The following is a 22,899-nucleotide window of genomic DNA, read 5'->3' as shown; positions in this document are numbered from 1 at the left end:
GCCCAGTCCACCCGTTACGACGGCGGGCGTCGAATCCATTTGCCGCGCACACGTGACCGTCCGCGCGGATCAGGTCTGGGCCATGTCCACGAAACGGGAGTAGTGACCCTGGAACGCGACCGTGATGGTGGCTGTCGGACCGTTTCGGTGCTTGGCGACGATCAGGTCGGCCTCGCCGGCGCGGGGGGACTCCTTCTCGTACGCGTCCTCGCGGTGCAGCAGGATGACCATGTCAGCGTCCTGCTCGATGGAGCCGGACTCTCGCAGGTCGGACACCATCGGCTTCTTGTCGGTGCGCTGCTCGGGGCCACGGTTGAGCTGGGAGAGCGCGATGACCGGGATCTCCAGCTCCTTCGCGAGCAGCTTGAGGTTACGGGACATGTCCGAGACCTCCTGCTGACGGCTCTCGGCACGCTTGGAACCGCCGGACTGCATCAGCTGGAGATAGTCGATGACGACCAGCTTCAGGTCGTTGCGCTGCTTCAGGCGCCGGCACTTGGCCCGGATCTCCATCATCGACAGGTTCGGGGAGTCGTCGATGTACAGCGGCGCGGCCGACACGTCCGGCATACGGCGGGCGAGCCGGGTCCAGTCCTCGTCGGTCATGGTGCCGGACCGCATGTGGTGCAGGGCGACGCGGGCTTCGGCGGACAGCAGACGCATCGCGATCTCGTTGCGGCCCATTTCGAGCGAGAAGATGACGCTCGGGAGATTGTTCTTGATGGAGGCGGCCCGCGCGAAGTCCAGTGCAAGGGTCGACTTACCCATGGCGGGACGGGCGGCGATGACGATCATCTGTCCGGGGTGGAGGCCGTTCGTCAGCGAGTCGAAGTCGGTGAACCCGGTGGGCACACCGGTCATCTCGCCACTGCGCGAGCCGATCGCCTCGATCTCGTCGAGCGCGCCTTCCATGATGTCGCCGAGCGGGAGGTAGTCCTCGCTGGTGCGCTGTTCGGTGACGGCGTAGATCTCGGCCTGGGCGCTGTTGACGATCTCGTCCACGTCGCCGTCGGCCGCGTATCCCATCTGCGTGATGCGCGTGCCGGCTTCGACCAGGCGGCGCAGGACGGCCCGCTCGTGGACGATCTCCGCGTAGTACTCGGCGTTGGCCGCCGTCGGCACCGTCTGGACGAGGGTGTGCAGATACGCGGCACCGCCGACCTTGTTGATCTCGCCGCGCTTGGTGAGTTCGGCGGCGATGGTGATCGGGTCGGCCGGCTCGCCCTTGGCGTAGACGTCCAGGATGGCCTGGTAGATCGTCTCGTGCGCGGGCTTGTAGAAGTCGTGGCCTTTGAGGATCTCGACGACGTCGGCGATGGCGTCCTTGGACAGCAGCATGCCGCCCAGCACGGACTGCTCGGCGTCCAGATCCTGCGGCGGCACCCGCTCGAAGGACGAACCTCCGCCGTCCCAGCCGCCGCTCTCCCGGCCCCGGTCGTGCTGCTCGTCCCGGGCCCGGCCGCCGTCACCGCGCCGGCGGGAGGCCGGCAGACGATCGCTGGGTCCGCTGTCGGCCCACGGATCGTCCAAGGGCTCGGAAATGCTCACCGAGCCACCTCCTCCCGTCCGCACGGCGGACCTCGCCGTGGCCTCTTTTGTACGGCACGACACTGACAAATAAGAGGCCCAACTCCGGTTCTGACGCGTCGGATTTGTGACGGTTCCCAGGCCGGACGAAGGGCACGTGCCGGGCCGGGGAAAGGAGCGGGCGCCGGACAACGGTAGGCCTGTCGGCACCGTCAGCCAATCTGGTTATCCACAGGCCATGTGGACGACCGCCCCTATGCTGTGGAGAAGTCGGCGAAACCTGTGCACGACCCGGTGGACAGCCCTGTGAACAAGCCCTCCCTCTCGTCGGACACACGCCTTTGACCTGCGGCTTTTCGATCCACCGGCTGTGCAGAAGAAAAACTTCCCCAGTCGGGCCAAGATCGCTTCGAACGGCACCCGAAAGGACACGTCCCCGCGCCGGAAGTAAGGATCACTAGCTGGTTGCATCTCTTACCTGTGGACGGATAGATTGATGCTCATGACACAGGCTCCAGAGATCCCCCAGGCCACCCGGCGGCAGCGCGACCGAGAAATCGTTTCGCTGGCCGTCCCGGCCTTCGGTGCCCTCGTCGCCGAGCCTCTCTTCGTCATGGCGGACAGTGCGATCGTCGGCCATCTCGGTACCGCCCAGCTCGCCGGCCTCGGTGTCGCCTCGGCGCTCCTGACCACGGCCGTGAGCGTCTTCGTCTTCCTCGCCTACGCCACCACGGCCGCCGTGGCCCGCCGCGTCGGTGCCGGCGACCTCCGAGCGGCGATCCGCCAGGGCATGGACGGGATCTGGCTCGCACTGCTGCTCGGCATCGCCGTCATCGTCGTCGTCCTGCCGCTGGCCCCCGGCATCGTGGACCTCTTCGGAGCCTCCACGACCGCGGCTCCCCACGCCACCACCTATCTGCGCATCTCCGCGCTGGGCATCCCGGCCATGCTCATCGTCCTGGCAGCGACCGGAGTGCTGCGCGGCCTGCAGGACACCAGGACCCCGCTCTATGTCGCCGTCGCCGGCTTCGTCGCCAACGCCGGACTCAACGCGGCACTCGTCTACGGCGCCGGGCTCGGCATCGCGGGTTCGGCCTGGGGAACGGTGATCGCACAGTGCGGCATGGCCGCCGTCTATCTGGCGGTGGTCGTGCGTGGAGCCCGCCGGCACGGCGCCTCCCTCCGCCCGGACGCCGCCGGCATCCGGGCCTCGGCCCAGGCGGGCGTTCCGCTGCTGGTCCGCACCCTGTCCCTGCGGACGATCCTGATGATCGCCACGGCGGTCGCGGCACGTCTCGGGGACGCCAACATCGCCGCGCACCAGATCATCCTGTCCTTGTGGAGCCTGCTGGCCTTCGCGCTCGACGCGATCGCGATCGCGGGACAGGCCATCATCGGCCGCTACCTCGGCGCGGACGACATTCAGGGAGCACGCGAAGCCTGCCGCCGAATGATCCACTGGGGCATCGCGTCCGGGGTCGTACTGGGTCTGCTGGTGGTGGCCGCACGACCGCTCTTCCTGCCGCTGTTCACCAGCGACTCCGAGGTGAACGACACCGCGCTGCCCGCCTTGCTGCTGGTGGCACTCTCCCAACCCATCTGCGGGATCGTGTTCGTCCTGGACGGGGTCCTGATGGGCGCGGGTGACGGTCCGTATCTGGCATGGGCCATGGTGGTCACCCTGGCGGCGTTCGCCCCGGTGGCCCTGCTCGTCCCCGTGCTGGGCGGCGGCCTGACCGCCCTCTGGGCAGCGATGACGTTGATGATGACGATCCGCATGGTGACCCTGTGGCTGCGGAGCCGCTCGGGCCGCTGGATCGTGACAGGCGCGACCCGCTGACCGTTTCCCAGGGCCGGCCCTGCTGACCGTTTCACGTGAAACATGCCGCGGTGACCGTCACGGTCATGTGAAAGGGGCCGCACCCTCATGGGTGCGGCCCCTTTCACCGGCTCAAGCGAGCACGGCGATCACGTGGTGATCAGCCCGCGACGACCTCGATGTTGACCTTGGCGGCAACCTCGGGGTGCAGACGCACGGACGTCTCGTGGGCGCCCAGGGTCTTGATCGCCGAAGCGACCTCGATGCGGCGCTTGTCGACCTCGGGGCCACCGGCAGCCTTGATCGCCGAAGCGATGTCGGCCTGGGTGACGGAACCGAAGAGGCGACCGGCGTCGCCGGCACGCACGGCCAGACGGACCTTGACGCCCTCGAGCTGGGCCTTGACCTGGTTGGCCTGCTCGATGGTCTGGATCTCGTGGATCTTGCGAGCACGACGGATCTGCTCGACGTCCTTCTCGCCGCCCTTGGTCCAGCGGATAGCGAACTTCCGCGGGATCAGGTAGTTGCGAGCGTAGCCGTCCTTGACGTCGACGACGTCGCCAGCGGCACCGAGGCCGGAGACCTCGTGGGTGAGGATGATCTTCATGAGTCGGTCACCCTTCCCTTAGCGCGCGGTGGAGGTGTAGGGCAGCAGCGCCATCTCACGGCTGTTCTTCACAGCCGTGGCGACGTCACGCTGGTGCTGCGTGCAGTTGCCGGTCACGCGGCGGGCACGGATCTTGCCGCGGTCGGAAATGAACTTCCGCAGCATGTTCGTGTCCTTGTAGTCCACGTACGTGACCTTGTCCTTGCAGAAAGCGCAGACCTTCTTCTTCGGCTTGCGCACAGGCGGCTTCGCCATGGTGTTTCTCCTGTGTGATCAAGAAGTTGGGGTACGACCCGCCTTCGGCCCGAGGGCCTAGAAGGGGGGCTCGTCCGAGTAGCCGCCACCGCCACCGCCGCCGGAGCCGCCGCCCCAGCCGCCGCCGCCCTGGTTGCCGGCGGCGGGAGCACCGGTCGCCCAGGGGTCGTCGGCCGGAGCGCCGCCGCCCTGCTGGCCGCCACCGGAGCCACCGCCCCAGCCGCCGCCCTGCTGGCCGCCGCCACCACCGCCGCCGTAGCCGCCCTGGCCACCGCGGCCGCCACCGGCGGTCTTGGTGACCTTGGCCGTGGCATTGCGCAGGCTGGGGCCGACTTCCTCGACGTCCAGCTCGTAGACCGTGCGCTTGACGCCCTCACGGTCCTCGTAGGACCGCTGCTTCAGCCGGCCCTGCACGATGACGCGCATGCCTCGCTGGAGCGACTCGGCGACGTTCTCCGCGGCCTGACGCCAGACCGAGCAGGTCAGGAACAGGCTTTCGCCGTCCTTCCACTCGTTCGTCTGGCGGTCGAAGGTGCGGGGAGTGGACGCGACGCGGAACTTCGCGACTGCCGCACCGGACGGGGTGAAGCGCAGCTCGGGGTCGTCGACAAGATTGCCGATGACCGTGATGACGGTCTCGCCTGCCATGGGGGAACCTCTCGGCGGGTTTGCTGCTCTGGCTGCTTGGTTGCTGCTACTCGAATCCCGAGATCAGCTGAGCGGGAGAGCTCAGTGGGTCTCGGGGCGGAGGACCTTGGTCCGGAGGACCGACTCGTTCAGGTTCATCTGGCGGTCGAGCTCCTTGACGACCGCAGGCTCGGCCTGCAGGTCGATGACCGAGTAGATGCCCTCGGGCTTCTTCTTGATCTCGTAGGCGAGACGACGACGGCCCCAGGTGTCGACCTTCTCAACCTTGCCGCCACCGTCACGGACGACGGACAGGAAGTTCTCGATCAGCGGGGAGACAGCACGCTCCTCGAGATCGGGGTCGAGGATGACCATCAGCTCGTAGTGACGCATGTGGAACCCACCTCCTTTGGACTCAGCGGCCACGGTCGTTCCGTGGCAGGAGGGTTGTGATGCGTACGCAAAGGTATCGGCCACCACTGACAATCGGGGATCCCGGAGGATCCCCGCAGTGTTACCTGGGCAGGCGTGGGCAGACACCAGTGCAGACGGTACAGACTACCCGCACACCCGCTTCCGGTTGAAATCCGGGGGCGAGGACCCTCACTCTGTACACGTCGGGTGTGTACGGCGCTACTATGCGCCGCCTTCCGCAGGAGGTGCCCATGGCACAGGCAGTCCATCCCAACGTCGCCGGTTCCCTCTTCGCCACGGACGGCAAGCCCCGTCCGCTTCAGACCGCCCTGATGGCGCTCACCCTCGCCCTCGGTCTGCTGTCCTTCATCACGTCCTTCTTCCACGGCCTGCACCTGCTGACCGCATGGTCGGGTCTGGTCGGGCTCGCCGTCGGCATCTACGGACAGTGGATCTCAGTGACCACGCGGGAGCGGTTCGGCCTGATCCTCGGCCTCGGCGCCTCAGGGGTCGGATTCATGATCGGCATGGCTCACGGCGGCCTGTTCGGGGGGCTCCTCGGCTGACTTCGCCGGGCTCAAGGCCCATACGCCCAGTCGGGGCGCCCGCAAGGCGCAGTAGGCTTCGGCGCGAGAGCCGGAGCCCCTGTACCCATGGGGACACACCAGCCCGAGGAGCGCCCCGAATGAGCCTGACCCTGAGGACCATCAGTCGCGAGCAGCATCTGGCCTACATCCAGAGCCTGCAGGCGGCGAGCCACATGCAGGTCCCGGCATGGGCAGATGTGAAGGCGGAGTGGCGCTCGGAGAGCCTCGGCTGGTTCGACGACCGCACCGGCTACATGGTCGGTGCGGGCCTGGTTCTCTACCGCCAGCTGCCCAAGATCAAGCGCTACCTCGCCTATCTGCCCGAGGGCCCGGTCATCAACTGGTACGCGCCGAACCTGGACGACTGGATCCAGCCGATGCTGGCGCACCTGAAGCAGCAGGGCGCCTTCTCCGTGAAGATGGGCCCGCCGGTGATCATCCGCCGGTGGAACGCCGACACGATCAAGAAGGGCATCCAGGACCCGGACGTCAAGCGGCTGCGTGACCTGGAGGCCGACTTCATCGAGCCGCGCGCCTTCGAGGTGGCCGACAAGCTGCGCCGTATGGGCTGGCAGCAGGGCGAGGACGGCGGCGCCGGCTTCGGTGACGTCCAGCCCCGCTACGTCTACCAGGTGCCGCTGGCGAACCGTTCCCTTGAAGAGGTCCACAAGAACTTCAACCAGCTGTGGCGGCGCAACATCAAGAAGGCCGAGAAGGCCGGCGTCGAGGTCGTCCAGGGCGGCTACCAGGACCTGGCCGAATGGCAGCGGCTGTACGAGATCACGGCCGTGCGTGACCACTTCCGGCCCCGCCCGCTGTCGTACTTCCAGCGCATGTGGACGGCCCTCAACACCGAGGACCCCAACCGCATGCGGCTGTACTTCGCCCGCCACAACGGCGTGAACCTGTCCGCGGCGACGATGCTGATCGTCGGCGGCCACGTCTGGTACTCCTACGGCGCCTCGGACAACATCGGCCGCGAGGTCCGGCCGTCGAACGCGATGCAGTGGCGCATGCTGCGCGACGCCTACGCGCTCGGTGCCACCGTCTACGACCTGCGCGGCATCTCCGACTCGCTGGACGAGACCGACCACCTCTTCGGCCTGATCCAGTTCAAGGTCGGCACCGGCGGCCAGGCCGCCGAGTACCTCGGCGAGTGGGACTTCCCGCTGAACAAGCTGCTCCACAAGGCGCTCGACATCTACATGTCGCGCCGCTGAGCCGCGCGGGCGTTTGATTCCATAGCCTCCACAGCTCTCACACCTCTGATCCACCCCAGCCACGAGAAAGGTTCCGGGTCCGGCCATGGCGCTCACGCTCTACGTCGACACCGCGCGCTGGCGGGCGCACCACAAGCACGTGCAGGAGCAGTTCCCGGGACTCGTCCCGGTCTGCAAGGGCAACGGCTACGGCTTCGGGCACGAACGGCTCTCGGAGGAGGCCACGCGGCTCGGTTCCGACCTGCTCGCCGTCGGCACCACGTACGAGGCCGCGCGCATCAAGGACTGGTTCGGCGGTGACCTGCTGGTACTGACCCCGTACCGGCGCGGCGAGGAGCCCGTACCGCTGCCCGACCGGGTGGTGCGCTCGGTGTCGTCGATCGACGGCGTCTACGGCCTCGTGGGTGCCCGTGTCGTCATCGAGGTGATGTCCTCGATGAAGCGGCACGGCATCAGCGAGCACGAGCTGCCGCAGCTGCACCAGGCCATAGAGAACGTCCGCCTGGAGGGCTTCGCCATCCACCTGCCGCTGGACCGCACCGACGGCTCGGACGCCGTCGAGGAGGTCATCGGCTGGATGGACCGGCTGCGCGCGGCACGGCTGCCGCTGCACACGATGTTCGTCAGCCACCTCAAGGCGGACGAGCTGGCCCGGCTCCAGCAGCAGTTCCCGCAGACCCGGTTCCGCGCCCGCATCGGCACGCGGCTGTGGCTGGGGGACCACGACGCCACCGAGTACCGCGGCGCCGTCCTGGACGTCACCCGCGTGGCGAAGGGCGACCGGTTCGGCTACCGGCAGCAGAAGGCGGCCTCCGACGGCTTCCTGGTGGTCGTGGCGGGCGGTACGTCGCACGGGGTGGGCCTGGAGGCCCCGAAGGCCCTGCACGGGGTCATGCCGCGCGCCAAGGGCGTCGCCCGGGCCGGGCTCGCCACCGTCAACCGGAACCTTTCTCCGTTCGTCTGGGGCGGCAAGCAGCGCTGGTTCGCCGAGCCGCCGCACATGCAGGTGTCGATCCTCTTCGTGCCGTCGGACGCTCCCGAGCCGAAGGTCGGCGACGAGCTGGTGGCCCATCTGCGGCACACCACGACCCAGTTCGACCGCCTCGTGGACCGCTGACCCCGTTCAGGACAGCGAGAAGGCCGTATCCGGATGCTCCGGATACGGCCTTCTGCGTGACGGCCGGCCCGTAGGGCCGACGAGGCGGGACGTCCGTTCGCTCAGAGCGAACGCTCTTCGTGGGACAGCGTCTCCGGCCGTCCCCAGTCCACTTGGGCCCCCTCGATCTGGGCGGCGTGCCGCGGCGGGTGGGCCGCCGCACCGAGCACGAACGCGTCCTCCGCGCCGTCGAGCACTCCACCGGAGGGATCGTCGTCGCCCGAGCGGCGCACCACGTCCCGTTCCGGCATGAAGATGTCCCGTACGACCACGGCACACAGGTACAGCGTGCCCAGCAGGTGTACCGCGATCGCCCAGTGGTAGCCCTGCGTCGGAAGGCCCTTGTGGGCGTCCCCGCTGGTCGTGTAGGCGAGGTACATCCAGATGCCCAGGAAGTACGCCACCTCGCACGCCTGCCAGATGAGGAAGTCCCGCCACTTGGGCCGGGCGAGGACCGCCAGCGGCACCAGCCACAGGACGTACTGCGGGGAGTAGACCTTGTTGGTGAGGACGAAGGCGGCCACCATCAGGAAGGCCAGCTGGGCGAAGCGCGGCCGGCGCGGTGCGGTGAACGTCAGCGCGGCGACGCCGAGGAAGCCGAGCACCACCAGCACGGTGGCCGCGCTGTTGACGAAGTCGGTGGTGGGCGGGTTGCTGGAGTTCTGCGCCCAGATCAGCCAGAAGGAGCCGAAGTCGACGCCGCGCTCCTTGCTGAAGGTGTAGAACTTCGCCCAGCCCTCGCGGATGTGGAAGCCCGTCGCGTCGTGCGTGAGCATCACGGGCAGGTTCACCAGGAGCCAGGCGCCCACCGCGCCGCCCGCGGCCTGGAAGAACGCCCGCCATTTGCCGGTCCGCCAGCACAGCACCAGCAGCGGGCCGAGCAGCAGGGCGGGATACAGCTTGGCGGCCGTGGCGAGCCCCAGGAGGACGCCGAAGGCGAGGGCCCGGCCCCGCGACCACATCAGCATCGCGGCGGCCGTCAGCGCCACCGCCAGCAGGTCCCAGTTGATGGTCGCGGTCAGCGCGAAGGCGGGCGCCAGGGCCACCAGCAGGCCGTCCCAGGGGCGTCGGCGGTGGGTGCGGGCCACACACACGGCGATGACGGCGGCGCACACCATCAGCATTCCGGCGTTGACGAACCAGTACCACTGCTCCTGGTGCTGGATGGATCCGCTGTGCGGGGTCAGCCAGGAGGCCACCTCCATGAACACTCCGGTGAGTACCGGGTATTCGAGGTAGTCCATGTCGCCGGGGAGCTTGTCGAAGTACGGCACGAGGTGATCGGCGAACCCGCGGCCCTGGTAGAGGTGCGGGATGTCCGAGTAGCAGGCGTGCGTGTACTGGCTGCTCGCTCCGAAGAACCAGGCGCCGTCGTAGCAGGGTGCCTTCTGGACCAGGCCGAGGGCGAACATACCGATCGCCACGAGCGCCACGACGCGTACGGGGGTCCACCAGGAGGTCCCGAGCAGGGCGTGCCGCCCCAGGGGACCGCCGATCAGCTCACTGCCGGCGGCGGCGACCTTGTCCTCTCTGGTCGGCTGCACCGGCTCTGCCGCGGCGGGCCGCACGGGCTCGGGCTCGTGCATGCTCGCGGGCGTCATCTCTGCACTGGGCATGGGGCACATCCTGCCGTACCTGTCTGGGAATACGCCGAGGGCCGCCACACCTCGTGGGTGCGGCGGCCCTGTTTCACGTGAAACACCCCCGGCGGGCGATATGGTCGCCCGCCGGTCGGATCACCGGACTAACCGTCCTGGCCTCCGAAGAATCCTCCGGTGGGATTGCCGTTCCCGTTGCCGTTGCCATTGCCTCCGCTGGTCCCGGTTCCGGTTGATTCCGTGCCCGTGGGCGTCGGCGTGGTTCCTCCGTCGGTGCCACCTGTGTCGGGGCCGCCGATGCCGTTGTCGTTGCATTTTTTGCCCCAGCCGAAGCCGCAGGACTCGCTCGCCGAGGGGGTCGGCGTGGGGGTCGTCGGGGTCGGCGTCGGGGTCGGCGTGTCGCTCGGTGTCGGGGTCGGGGTGAAGGTGACGCTCGGGGTCGGGGTAGGCGCGCCCGCCTCGTTCTGGACCGTGCCGATCTCCGTGGCCTTCGGGAAGCCGGGGTCGTTCTGGCCCTTGAGCGCGGCCTTCATGTACTCGGTCCACACCAGCGTCGGGATGTCACCACCGTGGATGGAGTCCGTGTTCGCCGTGCCGTTCATGGAGAGCAGCTTGTGGTTCTTGGGGTTCTCGCGGAACATCGCCACCGAGGTCGACAGCTGCGGGGTGTAGCCGACGAACCAGGCCGACTTGTTCTCGTCGGTGGTACCGGTCTTGCCCGCCGCGGTACGGCCGAGGTCCTTGGCCTTCGTACCCGTACCGTTCTGGATGACGTTCTGCAGGACGTCCGTGACGTTGTTGGCGATGTTCGGGTCCATCGCGTCCTTCGGGGCCGGCTTCGGCTTGACGAAGCTGGGCGCGTCGGCGCCGTTCACCTTGAGGGCGGTCACGGAGTAGGGGTCTGTCTGCTGCCCGGACGCGGCGAACGTCGCGTAGGCGTCGGCCATGCGGATCGCGCTGGGCGTGGACGTACCGATGGCGAAGGACGGGTTGAGGTCCTGCGACATGCTCGCGTCGAGGATGCCGGACGCCTTGGCGACGTCCCTCACCTTCGTCATCCCCACATCGACACCGAGCTGCACGAACGGCGTGTTGACGGACTGTTCCATCGCCTTGCGCAGGGTGATGTAGCCCCAGGGATGGTCGCTCTCGTTGTTCTGGTAGAAGTACGAGTTGTCCTTGTTGAGGAAGTACGTCCCGTCCGGCTTCTGGACCTTGAGGTGGTCGTTGCCGTTGTACTTGCTCAGCGGGGAGACACCCTCGCCCTCGGACTTGTAGGTGCCGTACTCCATGGCCGCGGCCAGCACGAAGGGCTTCCAGGTCGATCCCACGGGGACACCCGAGGTGTCCGCGTTGTTGGTGAAGTGCCCGTTCTCGTAGCCGTCACCGCCGTAGAGGGCGACGATCGCCCCGTCCTTGGGCTTCACCGAGGCCGCACCGAACTGGACGTACTTGTCCAGGTCACGGTGTTTCGGGTCGAGGCGCTCCTGCTGGACGTTCTTCACGGCCTTGGACAAGGCGTTGACCTTGGCCTTGTCGAAGGTCGTGTAGATCTGGTAGCCGCCCTTGTCGAACTGCGCCTCCGTGATGTCGGAGTGCGCGAGGACGTACTTCTTCGCCGTATCGGCCAGGTAGCTGATCTGGCCGTTCATGCCCTTGGTCGCCTTGCGGCCGTCGGGCCTGGGGTACTTGGCCAAGGCCGTCTGGTACTGGGCATCGGTGAGGTGCTTGTCCTTGTGCATCTCGCCGAGAATCCAGGCCCAGCGGTCCTTGGAGCGCTTCTCGTTCGCCTGCGGCGTCGCCGACTTGTCGAGGTCCTGGTTGCCCGCCGGGTCGTAGTACGTGGGGCCCTTGAGCAGGGCCGCGAGCACGGCGCACTCGCTCGGCTCGAGGTCGACCGCGTTCTTGCCGTAGTAGGTCTGCGCCGCGGCCTGGATGCCGTACGCGCCCCGGCCGAAGTACGAGGTGTTCAGGTACCCCTGCATGATCTGGTCTTTGTCGAGCTTCGCGCCCACCTTTATGGAGATGAACATCTCCTTGAACTTCCGGGTGACCGACTGCTCCTGGCTGAGGTACGTGTTCTTCACGTACTGCTGGGTGATCGTCGATCCACCCTGCGTCTGGCCGCCCCGTGCCATGTTCACCATGGCGCGCGCGATGCCCATGGGGTCGACACCCGAGTCCTTGTAGAAGGACTTGTTCTCGGCGGAGATCACCGCGAACTGCATCGCCTCGGGGATCTGGTCGATGCTGACGTTCTGCCGGTTCACACCGGTGCCGGTGGCCACCATCTGCTTGCCGTCGGCCCAGTAGTAGACGTTGTTCTGGGACTTGGCCGCGTCGTTCTCGTTCGGGATCGAGACCATCGCGTAGCCGACGCCGACCATCACCACAAGGCTGCCGACGAAGCCGAGGAACAGCCCGCTGACCAGCTTCCAGGACGGCACCCAGCGCCGCCAGCCGTGCTTGCCGACCCTGGGATAGTCGATGAACCGCTTCTTGCCCGGGGCCGTCGTGGCACGGCCCTTGCCGCGGCCGGGCCCGGACGGCCCGCCCGGACCGCCGCGCCGGCCGCCGGGACCCGTGTTGTCGGCCGCTCTGCGGCGACCGCCTTTCTGCGCCGCTCGGCGTGCTTCCGCACGGCTGCCGAAGGGGCGCTCCTCACCCCCCGAGTCAGCGGACTCCGCCCCATGGGAACGGGACCCATAAGAGTCGGCGGAAGACCCGGTGGCGCCTCGCGGTGCCGCGCGGCGGCCGGAGGACGAGCCGGACTGGCCGCGTCGGGCCGCGGCACGTCCGCCTTCCTGCGGCTGCGGCGGTTTGCGACGGTGCTCGCTCATCGAACGATTACTCCTCGGGCAGGCGCACCCGTGCGCGCCTGGAACGGCGGCTGGTTTCCGGTCCCCCCGAAGTACGGATGTGGTCGGTCCTGCATTCACCCGTACTGCACCGGGGACGACGACGCTCCCCAGGCGTCACGCGGTTCCCGGTGGTGTGCATGCCGCACAGACTACGCACCACCAAAACCTGCCGAGCCCCGAAGTTCACCCCAAAACAGGCAACTTGCCTCCTACGAATCGGTGATGTGATCCCGTTCACCGCCGTCCCCCTTGTCGCCCGCGGCGGGCCGTTCTATCGTCGGGATGTATCGAGTCGATACATCAGCGCGAGATAAAGACGCTGACAGGAACTGCGAGACCTGCGGGAACGACCCGACGGGCCGAGAGGAGGCGACGATGAGCCGGCGCTCCGGCATCCTTGAGTTCGCCGTGCTCGGCCTGCTGCGGGAGTCCCCGATGCACGGCTATGAGCTGCGCAAACGACTTAATACTTCACTGGGTGTGTTCCGTGCGTTCAGCTACGGGACGCTGTACCCCTGCCTCAAGACACTGGTCACCAACGGCTGGCTGATCGAGGAACCGGGAAACGCCCAGGAAGACGCCCTCACCGCCTCTCTCGCCGGACGCCGCGCGAAGATCGTGTATCGATTGACGGCAGAAGGTAAGGAGCACTTCGAGGAACTGCTCTCGCAGACCGGCCCCGACGCCTACGAGGACGAGCACTTCGCCGCACGGTTCGCCTTCTTCGGGCAGACCTCGCGCGATGTGCGCATGCGCGTCCTGGAGGGCCGGCGCAGCCGCCTGGAGGAGCGCCTGGAGAAGATGCGCGCCTCGCTGGCGCGCACCCGGGAACGCCTCGACGACTACACGCTTGAGCTCCAGCGCCACGGAATGGAGTCCGTGGAGCGCGAAGTGCGCTGGCTGAACGAGCTCATCGAGAGCGAGCGGGCCGGACGGGACCTGAGAGGTTCCGCGTCCGGGGGGACCGCTCAGCAGGACACCACCACTGGATCGACGGGCGGCCTGCCCCGTGGCGGGGAAACCCCCCGCACGGATACGCCCGACGACACCGCCACGTGAGACCCAGTCAGGGCCTCACTCGTACACACAGGGAGCAACCGGAATGGGTTCGGTTCGCGTAGCCATCGTCGGCGTGGGCAACTGCGCCGCGTCGCTGGTGCAGGGCGTCGAGTACTACAAGGACGCCGACCCGGCGTCCAAGGTCCCCGGCCTGATGCACGTGCAGTTCGGTGACTACCACGTCAAGGACGTCGAGTTCGTCGCCGCCTTCGACGTGGACGCCAAGAAGGTCGGCCTCGACCTCGCGGACGCGATCGGCGCCTCCGAGAACAACACCATCAAGATCTGCGACGTGCCCAGCACCGGTGTCACCGTCCAGCGCGGCCACACCCTCGACGGTCTCGGCAAGTACTACCGTGCCACCATCGAGGAGTCGGCCGACGAGCCGGTCGACGTCGTCCAGGTCCTGAAGGACAAGCAGGTCGACGTCCTGGTCTGCTACCTCCCCGTGGGCTCCGAGGACGCGGCGAAGTTCTACGCCCAGTGCGCCATCGACGCCAAGGTCGGCTTCGTCAACGCCCTCCCGGTCTTCATCGCCGGCACCAAGGAGTGGGCGGACAAGTTCACCGAGGCGGGCGTCCCGATCGTCGGTGACGACATCAAGTCCCAGGTCGGCGCCACCATCACGCACCGCGTCATGGCGAAGCTGTTCGAGGACCGCGGTGTCATCCTCGACCGCACGATGCAGCTGAACGTCGGCGGCAACATGGACTTCAAGAACATGCTCGAGCGCGAGCGCCTTGAGTCCAAGAAGATCTCCAAGACGCAGGCCGTCACCTCCCAGATCCCCGACCGGGACCTCGGCGAGAAGAACGTCCACATCGGCCCGTCCGACTACGTGGCCTGGCTGGACGACCGCAAGTGGGCCTACGTCCGCCTCGAGGGCCGTGCCTTCGGTGACGTCCCGCTGAACCTTGAGTACAAGCTCGAGGTCTGGGACTCCCCGAACTCCGCGGGTGTCATCATCGACGCCCTGCGCGCCGCGAAGATCGCCAAGGACCGCGGCATCGGCGGCCCGATCCTGTCGGCCTCCTCCTACTTCATGAAGTCCCCGCCGGTCCAGTACTTCGACGACGAGGCCCGCGTGAACGTCGAGAAGTTCATCCGCGGCGAGGTCGAGCGCTGAGGCGCTGAGACCACTCGCACGAGAACGCTCCTGCCAGGGCGGTGAAGGTCCCCGGGTTCCCTGACCCGGGGACCTTCCGCACATGTGAGGCTGTCGCCCATGCCCGTCGTACGTGACCTGCGTCTGCTGGTGCGCCTGCGGCACTTCCGGCACCTGCTGTACATCCGTCTCCTGTCCCAGGGCGCCGACGGCGTCTTCCAGGTCGCGCTCGCCGCCTACGTCGTCTTCTCCCCGGAGAAGCAGACCTCGGCCACCGCGATCGCCTCGGCGATGGCGGTCCTGCTGCTCCCCTACTCGCTGGTCGGCCCCTTCGCCGGCGTCCTGCTGGACCGCTGGCGGCGTCGGCAGGTCTTCGTGTACGGCAATCTGCTGAGGTCCCTCCTGGCCGCGGCCACCGCCGTACTGATGATCGGCCCCGCGCCCGACTGGCTCTTCTACGTCTCCGCGCTGTGTGTCACAGCCGTCAACCGCTTCGTCCTCGCGGGGCTGTCCGCCGCCCTGCCCCGGGTCGTCGACGCCGAGCGTCTGGTGCTGGCCAACTCGCTCTCCCCGACGGCCGGCACGCTAGCCGCGACCGCCGGCGGGGGCCTGGCCTTCGGCGTGCGGCTGGTGGCGTCGGGCTCCGACGCGGCGGTCGTCCTGCTCGGCGCCTTCCTCTATCTGTGCGCGAGCCTCGCCTCCCTGCGCCTGCCTCCCGGCCTGCTCGGTCCCGACCGCCACCCGGAACGGCCCGGTCTCGGTACGACACTCGCCGAGACCGCACGCGAGCTGGTCGCCGCCGTCCGGCACCTGGCCTCACCCCGGCGCAGAGAAGCGGCCTGGGCCCTGGCCGCGATGACGCTGATGCGCTTCTGCTACGGCGCGCTCCTCGTCCTGCTGCTCATGCTCTGCCGCTACGCCCTCGCGGACACCCCCGAGGAAGGACTGCGGCTGCTCGGGCCGGCGCTGGCACTGTCCGGCGCGGGGTTCTTCGCGGCGGCCGTGGTGACGCCCTGGGCGGTGGGACGGCTCGGCCCCGTCCGCTGGATCATGGTGTGTTCCGGCGCGGCCATGGTGCTGGAACCCGCCCTGGGTCTTCCGTTCGCCACCGGCCCGCTCATGGTCGCCGCCTTCGTCCTCGGCCTGATCACCCAGGGAGCCAAGATCGCCACGGACACGATCGTCCAGGCCCGCGTCGAGGACAACTTCCGCGGCCGGATCTTCTCCGTGTACGACGTCCTCTTCAATGTCGCCTTCGTCGGGGCGGCAGGGGTGGCGGCACTGATGCTTCCACCGGACGGCCGCTCGACGGTGCTGGTTGTTCTCGTCGGCGTCCTCTACGGAGTGATCACCGTGGCCCTGGGCCGCTTCGAGCGGCGGTGATCCCGCGAGCACGGGCTCCAGCGGGCCGAGACAGAGCGAGGGGCGATGTTTCACGTGAAACATCGCCCCTCGGCGTCACTGTTGCGGCAGCACCGGCCCTGGTGGATGTTTCACGTGAAACATCCACCAGGTCGGGATCAGCTCTGCGCGGCCCACCAATCCTTGAGCGCCGACACCGCGTCTCCGTGCTCCATCGGGCCGTTCTCCAGGCGCAGCTCCAGCATGTGCTTGTACGCCTTGCCCACGGCGGGGCCCGGGCCGACTCCCAGGATCTCCATGATCTGGTTGCCGTCGAGGTCGGGCCGAATGGCGTCCAGCTCCTCCTGCTCCTTCAGCTGGGTGATGCGCTCCTCCAGACCGTCGTAGGCCCGGGACAGGGCGACCGCCTTGCGCTTGTTGCGCGTGGTGCAGTCGGAACGGGTCAGCTTGTGCAGACGGTCCAGCAGTGGGCCCGCGTCACGGACGTACCGGCGGACAGCCGAGTCCGTCCATTCCCCGGTGCCGTAGCCGTGGAAGCGCAGGTGCAGTTCGACCAGCCGGGAGACGTCCTTCACCAGCTCGTTGGAGTACTTCAAGGCAGTCATGCGCTTCTTGGTCATCTTGGCGCCGACCATCTCGTGGTGGTGGAACGAGACCCGGCCGTCCTCCTCGAAGCGGCGGGTGCGCGGCTTGCCGATGTCGTGCAGCAGCGCGGCCAGCCGCAGGGTGAGGTCCGGACCGTCCTGCTCCAGAGCGATCGCCTGCTCCAGAACGATCAACGTGTGCTCGTAGACGTCCTTGTGCCGGTGGTGCTCGTCACGCTCCAGCCGCAGCGCCGGCAGCTCGGGCAGGACATGCGCGGCGAGCCCGGTGTGGACAAGCAACGCCAGACCCTTGCGCGGGTTCGCGGACAGGACCAGCTTGTTCAGCTCGTCCCGCACCCGCTCCGCCGAGACGATCTCGAGGCGCCCGGCCATCTCCGTCATGGCGGTGACGACCTCGGGGGCGACCTCGAAGTCCAGCTGGGCGGCGAACCGGGCGGCCCGCATCATCCGCAGCGGGTCGTCCGAGAAGGACTCCTCGGGCGTGCCCGGCGTCCTCAGCACACGCGCCGCGAGGTCCTCCAGACCGCCGTGCGGGTCGATGAACTCCTTCTCCGGCAGGGCCACGGCCATCGCGTTCACGGTGAAGTCACGCCGGACCAGGTCTTGCCCGATGGAGTCGCCGTACGACACCTCCGGCTTGCGGGAGGTGCGGTCGTAGGCCTCGGACCGGTAGGTGGTGATCTCGATCTGGTAGCCGCCCTTGTGCGCGCCGACCGTACCGAAGGCGATCCCCACCTCCCAGACGGCGTCCGCCCATGGCCGGACGATCTTCAGTACGTCCTCGGGTCGGGCGTCCGTGGTGAAGTCCAGGTCATTGCCGAGCCGGCCGAGCAGCGCGTCGCGGACCGATCCGCCGACCAGGGCGAGCGAGAACCCGGCCTCCTGGAATCGGCGGGCGAGATCGTCGGCGACGGGGGCCACCCGCAGCAGCTCGGTGACCGCGCGCTGCTGCGCCTGGCTCAGGGCAGAGGGAGTGTCTTCGTTCGGGTTCGGCACAACAGAAGAGGGTACGTGTCCCGCGCGACCAGGGGCGCCCGCATTAATAGGGCACGTACAGGTCCCTGCATACCCGTGCAAGTGCTGCCCTTCACGGCGTACGTCCGCTCTCCCCTCGATACTGGATATAGAGGACGGCTGAGGGCCGTCCTCCTGATCTTGTGGAGGAGACCGCGGCACTTCCGTTCCGCGCGCATCGTTACCATGCGGGGACGCACATTCCGACGACCACTGACGACGACGAGGGACGGGCGAGCGCGTGGCCGAGGCGGCTGACTTCCAGGGGACCAGTGCCTCACCTGCCCGCCGATGGCTGCGGCGGGCCGGAGCACTTCTCGCGGGGACACCGCTGCTGGCAGGTCTGCTCCAGTTGCCGGCCGCCGGACCCGCGCAGGCCGCCTCCTCCGACACGGTGTCGGTCTCCGTGGACGCGCTCAGCCCCAGTGCTCCCACGGACGGCGACACGCTGACCGTGTCCGGCACGGTGACCAACAACGGCAAGCAGACCGTCACCCACGCCCATGTGGGCCTTCAGGTGGGCTCCCCGCTGACCACCCGGTCGGCCATCGACTCCGTGGCCCGGCACTCCGACGAAGTGCAGGGCAGCTCCGGCTCGGAGATCGGCGGGAAGTACGAGGAGGACTTCGACAAGCTGGCCCCGGGCGTCGCCGAGCACTTCAGCATCTCCGTCCCCGTGGACAAGCTCGACCTCGGCGAGGACGGGGTCTATGAACTCGGGGTCGCCCTGTCCGGCCAGACCTCCGCCCAGCCCTGGGACCAGCCCCTGGGCATCCGGCGGACGTTCCTGCCGTGGCAGCCCTCGGACGCCGACACCAAGACGAAGACGACGTTCCTGTGGCCGCTGCTCTCCACGGTCCACATGACGGCCAAGACGGGCGCGGGCGATCTGCAGACGCCGGAGTTCCTCGACGACGACCTGGCCAAGGATCTGGTACCGGGCGGCCGGCTGGCGCAGATGGTGGAGCTGGGCAAGGACCTCGACGTCACCTGGGTGATCGACCCGGACCTGCTGGCCTCGGTCGACGCGATGGCGGTGGGCAACTACCGGCTCCAGGGCGCCGGCGGCACCAGCACGCCCGGCTCGCGGGAGCACCAGGCGGTCGCCAAGCAGTGGCTGGCCTCCCTGCAGAAGGCGGTGGCCGGCAAGGAGGTCGTCGCGCTGCCCTTCGCCGACCCGGACCTCGCCTCCCTGGCGCACAAGGGCACCAGCGTCACCGGCTCGCTCAGCCACCTCAAGGACGCCACCGACGTGGCCGCGACCACTGTCAAGACCGTGTTGCACGTCACACCGAGCACCGACTTCGCCTGGCCGGTGAACGGCGCCGTGGACCCGTCGATCATGAAGGTCGCGACCTCCGCCGGAGCCGACCGGGTGATCGCCCGCAGCGACAGCCTCCGGGAGACCGCCGGACTGTCGTACACACCGTCCGCCGCCCGCCCGGTCGGCGGAGGCACCACGGCCGTGGTCGCCGATTCCAGGCTGTCCACGGCGTTCGAGGGCGACCTGACGAAGGCGGGCTCGGCCACCCTCGCCGTGCAGCAGTTCCTGGCCCTGAGCCTGCAGCTGAACACGCAGACGGACGAGCAGCGCAGCATCGTCGTCGCCCCGCAGCGCACGCCCACGGCCAGCCAGGCACAGGCGATGGCGGCAGCGCTGACGGCGCTCCAGGGCGGCACCTGGTCCCTGCCCCAGGACCTCACCGCGACCTCCAAGGACAAGCCCGACCCGGACGCCACCACCCGCATCCCGTCGACGTCCGCCTACCCCTCCTCGCTGCGCCGGCAGGAGCTCCCGCGGACGGCCTTCGAGCAGATCGCCCGCACCCAGGACAAGCTCGACAGCTTCCGCGTGGTCCTCACCGACCAGTCCCGCGTGGTCACCCCCTTCGGACGGGCCATAAACCGGGAGATGTCCACGTCCTGGCGTGGCCGCGGCGGCGAGGCGGACAGCTACCGCGGCGCCGTGGAGGCATGGCTCGACGAGCTGGCCGACCAGGTCAAGCTGATCGACAAGTCCGAGACCAAGCTCTCGGGCCGCAGCGCCACGATCCCGGTGACGGTCCAGAACAACCTCGTGCAGCCCGTCGGCCACCTGGTGCTGCGCCTGGAGTCGACCATGCCGACCCGTCTGAAGATCGGCGACAAGGCCTACTACGAGCAGCCCGTGGAGATCTCCGGCGGGCACAGCCAGTCGGTGAAATTCACCACCTCGGCCAACGCCAACGGCCGTGTCGCGGTCATCGCCCAGCTGTACACCGAGGACGGCCGCAAGTACGGCGACCCCGTCAGCTTCGACGTGAAGGTCACCGAGGTCACCCCCACGGTCATGCTGGTCATCGGCGGTGGAGTACTGCTCCTCGTCCTCGCCGGCTTCCGGATGTACACCCAGCGCAAGCGTGCCGCCGCCCGGCAGACGGACGAGGACGGCCCCGGCACGGCGGGAGAGGGCCCGGACGAGCCCGGGAACCCCGAAGCGCCCGGGGACCGTCTCCCCGAGGAATCCGACTCCGCCTCCGGAGCAGATGACCCGGAGCAGCCGAGTGACCCTGCGCCGGACACCGCACCGGAAAGCGCCGACCCGTCCGGGACGGGTGAGAGAGTGGACCGTTGAGCGATGTCGTGGCCGGTGGGCCCGGGACGATGAGGTGGGGTAAGCATGAACGCGCCGTACGACGGTGAAAGCGGCCAGGGCGCGGCCGGCTCGGGCTACCCCGAGCCGCCGCCCGAGCCCGGCCAGGCGCCGCAGCCGCACGCGGCGGACATGTACCTCCAGGACGCCTACGAGCAGGACCCCTACCGGGCGCACGACCTCGCCGCGCAGGACCCGGTGGCCGAGGCGCTGTACGACCGCGCCGCGCACCCGCCGCCGCCTCCGGGGTCGTACGACCCGCAGCAGCAGCCGTACGCGCCGCCCGGCCAGTCGCCCTACGCACCCGACCCGCGCGTGTGGGCACAGACCCCGGCGCCGGAGCCGGGTGGTGCCACCCAGTACCTGCCGTACGGCGAGGATCCGCGCACGACCCAGTTCGTGGGTGTGGACGACCTGGTGTCGCACTCCGGCGAGGAGTACCACGAGCCGGACGCCTTCGCGCATCTCTTCAAGGACCAGCAGCACGGCGGTGGGAACGCGGCCATGGAGCCGCCGGCCGCACCCGGACCGGCCGCCGCGCCGGGCGGGGGGTACGACGCCGCGGGTCAGTACCAGCAGCCGTACGCCCACAACCCGCAGCAGGGCCAGCCGTACCCCGGCCCCGCCTACTCCGCCGGTCCGGCCGCCGCCGGATACCCGGCGCAGCCCCCGGTGCCCGCTCCGGCCGCCCCCCCGGGTCCCGTCGGGGCCGTCGGGACCGTCGAGCCGGAGGTCACGTCCGGTGACGCCGGCTCCGCTCCCGCCAAGAAGGGCGGGCGGGCCGCCGGGCTCCTGAAGTCCAGCGCCGTCATGGCGGCGGGCACGATGGTGTCCCGCCTCACCGGTTTCATCCGCTCCGCGCTGATCGCCGCCGCACTGGGCCTCGGCTTCCTCGCCGACTCCTTCCAGGTGGCCTACCAGCTGCCGACGATGATCTACATCCTCACCGTCGGCGGCGGCCTGAACTCCGTGTTCGTGCCGCAGCTGGTGCGCTCCATGAAGGAGGACGAGGACGGCGGCGAGGCCTTCGCCAACCGGCTGCTGACCCTCGTGATGGTGGCGCTGGCCGCGCTCACCGCCCTCGCGATGTTCGCCGCGCCGCTTCTGGTACGGCTGCTGGCCAACCCCGTGGCCAGCAACCCGGCGGCGAACGACGTCGCGGTCACCTTCACCCGCTACTTCCTGCCCTCGATCTTCTTCATGGGCATCCATGTGGTGATGGGTCAGATCCTGAACGCGCGCGGGAAGTTCGGCGCGATGATGTGGACGCCGGTCCTGAACAACATCGTCATCATCGTCTCGCTGGGCGCGTTCATCTGGGTGTACGGCACTGCCGCGAACTCCCACCTCGCCGTCGAGAACATCCCGCCGGAGGGACAGCGCCTGCTCGGTGTCGGCGTGCTGCTCGGCCTGGTCGTCCAGGCGCTGGCGATGATCCCCTACCTGCGCGAGACCGGCTTCCGGATCCGGCTGCGCTTCGACTGGAAGGGCCACGGCCTCGGCAAGGCCGCGATGCTCGCCAAGTGGACGGTCCTGTTCGTCCTCGCCAACCAGGCGGGCGCCATGGTGGTGACCCAGCTGTCGACGGCCGCCGGCAAGGATTCCGGCGTCAAGGGCACCGGCTTCGCCGCCTACGCCAACGCCCAGCTGATCTGGGGCCTGCCGCAGGCCATCATCACCGTGTCCCTGATGGCCGCCCTGCTGCCGCGCATCTCGCGCTCGGCCGCCGAGGGCGACGCGGGCGCCATCCGCGACGACATCTCCCAGGGCCTGCGCACCACCGCGGTGGCCATCGTGCCCATCGCGTTCGGATTCGTCTCGCTCGGCATCCCGATGTGCACGATGATCTTCGGCTCCGCGGGCACCGACGCGGCCACCAACATGGGGTACATGCTGATGGCCTTCGGCCTCGGCCTGATCCCCTACTCCGTGCAGTACGTCGTCCTGCGCGCCTTCTACGCCTACGAGGACACCCGCACCCCCTTCTACAACACGGTCATCGTGGCCGCGGTCAACGCCGGCGCCTCGGCACTGTGCTACTTCCTGCTGCCCGCGCGCTGGGCGGTCGCCGGAATGGCCGCGACCTACGGGCTCGCCTACGCCATCGGTGTGGGCGTCGCCTGGCGCAGGCTGCGCAAGCGGCTGGGCGGGGACCTGGACGGGGCCCGGGTGCTGCGCACGTACGCACGGCTGGGTATCGCCTCCGTACCGGCCGCCCTGCTCAGCGGCGCGGCCTGCTACGGCATCGGGCACAGCCTCGGCCAGGGCGTGATCGGCTCCTTCGCCGCGTTGCTCGTCGGCGGAGCCGTCCTGTTCGGCATCTTCTTCGTCGCCGCCCGCCGGATGCGTATCGAGGAACTCAACTCGCTCGTCGGAATGGTCCGCGGGCGTCTGGGGCGTTGAGGCCGGGGTAGGCGCACAACCATCGGCCGCCGTCGTGTGTCGTGCATA

17 protein-coding genes are annotated in these 22,899 nt (G+C 68.8%); 9 read left to right on the top strand and 8 right to left on the bottom strand.

The window, feature by feature from the left end; translation table 11 throughout:
* Window positions 1–69: 69 nt before the first annotated feature.
* Window positions 70–1,548, bottom strand: a complete 1,479-nt coding sequence (gene dnaB, locus FHS34_RS21600) for a replicative DNA helicase (RefSeq protein WP_184967862.1) — start codon at window positions 1,546–1,548, stop codon at window positions 70–72.
* A gap of 481 nt (window positions 1,549–2,029) precedes the next feature.
* Between dnaB and FHS34_RS21595 the strand changes: the two genes are divergently transcribed.
* Window positions 2,030–3,367, top strand: a complete 1,338-nt coding sequence (locus tag FHS34_RS21595; protein ID WP_184967860.1) for an MATE family efflux transporter — start codon at window positions 2,030–2,032, stop codon at window positions 3,365–3,367.
* 139 nt (window positions 3,368–3,506) lie between these two features.
* On the opposite strand, the gene rplI is transcribed toward FHS34_RS21595, so the two are convergent.
* The 4 genes from rplI to rpsF all read right to left on the bottom strand — a co-directional run bounded on the left by rplI (window position 3,507) and on the right by rpsF (window position 5,228).
* Window positions 3,507–3,953 (bottom strand): 50S ribosomal protein L9, encoded by a 447-nt coding sequence (gene rplI, locus FHS34_RS21590; RefSeq protein ID WP_184967858.1) that lies wholly within the window; start codon window positions 3,951–3,953, stop codon window positions 3,507–3,509.
* A gap of 18 nt (window positions 3,954–3,971) precedes the next feature.
* Window positions 3,972–4,208: a 30S ribosomal protein S18 gene (gene rpsR / locus FHS34_RS21585; RefSeq protein WP_003949403.1), complete on the bottom strand. Its 237-nt coding sequence runs from the start codon at window positions 4,206–4,208 to the stop codon at window positions 3,972–3,974.
* A 57-nt stretch (window positions 4,209–4,265) separates the two neighbouring features.
* Window positions 4,266–4,856: a single-stranded DNA-binding protein gene (locus FHS34_RS21580; protein ID WP_184967856.1), complete on the bottom strand. Its 591-nt coding sequence runs from the start codon at window positions 4,854–4,856 to the stop codon at window positions 4,266–4,268.
* 81 nt (window positions 4,857–4,937) lie between these two features.
* Window positions 4,938–5,228, bottom strand: a complete 291-nt coding sequence (rpsF, locus tag FHS34_RS21575; protein WP_184967855.1) for a 30S ribosomal protein S6 — start codon at window positions 5,226–5,228, stop codon at window positions 4,938–4,940.
* Window positions 5,229–5,500: 272 nt separating this feature from the next.
* Here rpsF and FHS34_RS21570 point away from each other — a divergent pair, with 272 nt between their 5' ends.
* The 3 genes from FHS34_RS21570 (at window position 5,501) to FHS34_RS21560 (ending at window position 8,173) form a co-directional block, all read left to right on the top strand.
* Window positions 5,501–5,815 carry a hypothetical protein gene (locus FHS34_RS21570; RefSeq protein ID WP_184967853.1) on the top strand — a complete coding sequence of 105 codons (315 nt, stop codon included), beginning with the start codon at window positions 5,501–5,503 and terminating at the stop codon, window positions 5,813–5,815.
* A gap of 119 nt (window positions 5,816–5,934) precedes the next feature.
* The gene (gene femX, locus FHS34_RS21565; protein WP_184967851.1) at window positions 5,935–7,056 is read left to right on the top strand and encodes a peptidoglycan bridge formation glycyltransferase FemX; all 1,122 of its coding nucleotides are present in this window, start codon (window positions 5,935–5,937) and stop codon (window positions 7,054–7,056) included.
* An 85-nt stretch (window positions 7,057–7,141) separates the two neighbouring features.
* Window positions 7,142–8,173 (top strand): alanine racemase, encoded by a 1,032-nt coding sequence (locus FHS34_RS21560; RefSeq protein WP_184967849.1) that lies wholly within the window; start codon window positions 7,142–7,144, stop codon window positions 8,171–8,173.
* A 101-nt stretch (window positions 8,174–8,274) separates the two neighbouring features.
* Here the strand turns inward: FHS34_RS21560 and FHS34_RS21555 are convergent, their stop codons facing one another.
* Together FHS34_RS21555 and FHS34_RS21550 are read right to left on the bottom strand one after the other, a co-directional pair.
* Window positions 8,275–9,828, bottom strand: a complete 1,554-nt coding sequence (locus FHS34_RS21555) for a glycosyltransferase family 87 protein (RefSeq protein WP_184967847.1) — start codon at window positions 9,826–9,828, stop codon at window positions 8,275–8,277.
* Window positions 9,829–9,956: 128 nt separating this feature from the next.
* Window positions 9,957–12,257: a transglycosylase domain-containing protein gene (locus FHS34_RS21550; RefSeq protein ID WP_184967845.1), complete on the bottom strand. Its 2,301-nt coding sequence runs from the start codon at window positions 12,255–12,257 to the stop codon at window positions 9,957–9,959.
* 789 nt (window positions 12,258–13,046) lie between these two features.
* Between FHS34_RS21550 and FHS34_RS21545 the strand changes: the two genes are divergently transcribed.
* From FHS34_RS21545 to FHS34_RS21535, 3 genes are all read left to right on the top strand, one after another.
* Complete coding sequence (locus tag FHS34_RS21545) at window positions 13,047–13,730, top strand: PadR family transcriptional regulator (RefSeq protein WP_184967843.1); 684 nt, start codon at window positions 13,047–13,049, stop codon at window positions 13,728–13,730.
* Between the two features lie 43 nt (window positions 13,731–13,773).
* Entirely contained in the window at window positions 13,774–14,856 is a 1,083-nt protein-coding gene (locus FHS34_RS21540) for an inositol-3-phosphate synthase (RefSeq protein ID WP_184967841.1), read from the top strand.
* A 99-nt stretch (window positions 14,857–14,955) separates the two neighbouring features.
* Window positions 14,956–16,218 (top strand): MFS transporter, encoded by a 1,263-nt coding sequence (locus FHS34_RS21535; RefSeq protein ID WP_184967840.1) that lies wholly within the window; start codon window positions 14,956–14,958, stop codon window positions 16,216–16,218.
* Window positions 16,219–16,355: 137 nt separating this feature from the next.
* Here FHS34_RS21535 and FHS34_RS21530 read toward each other — a convergent pair whose 3' ends face one another.
* Window positions 16,356–17,798 carry a CCA tRNA nucleotidyltransferase gene (locus tag FHS34_RS21530; RefSeq protein WP_184967838.1) on the bottom strand — a complete coding sequence of 481 codons (1,443 nt, stop codon included), beginning with the start codon at window positions 17,796–17,798 and terminating at the stop codon, window positions 16,356–16,358.
* 259 nt (window positions 17,799–18,057) lie between these two features.
* Between FHS34_RS21530 and FHS34_RS21525 the strand changes: the two genes are divergently transcribed.
* A complete protein-coding gene (locus FHS34_RS21525) occupies window positions 18,058–20,430 on the top strand; it encodes a DUF6049 family protein (RefSeq protein ID WP_184967836.1) in 2,373 nt (790 codons plus the stop codon).
* 45 nt (window positions 20,431–20,475) lie between these two features.
* Window positions 20,476–22,851: a murein biosynthesis integral membrane protein MurJ gene (murJ, locus tag FHS34_RS21520; protein WP_184967834.1), complete on the top strand. Its 2,376-nt coding sequence runs from the start codon at window positions 20,476–20,478 to the stop codon at window positions 22,849–22,851.
* Window positions 22,852–22,899 lie beyond the last annotated feature (48 nt).

This window comes from Streptomyces echinatus (genome assembly GCF_014203595.1).
GTDB classification, from domain to species: domain Bacteria; phylum Actinomycetota; class Actinomycetes; order Streptomycetales; family Streptomycetaceae; genus Streptomyces; species Streptomyces echinatus.
This window is presented reverse-complemented; position numbering and strand designations above follow the sequence as displayed.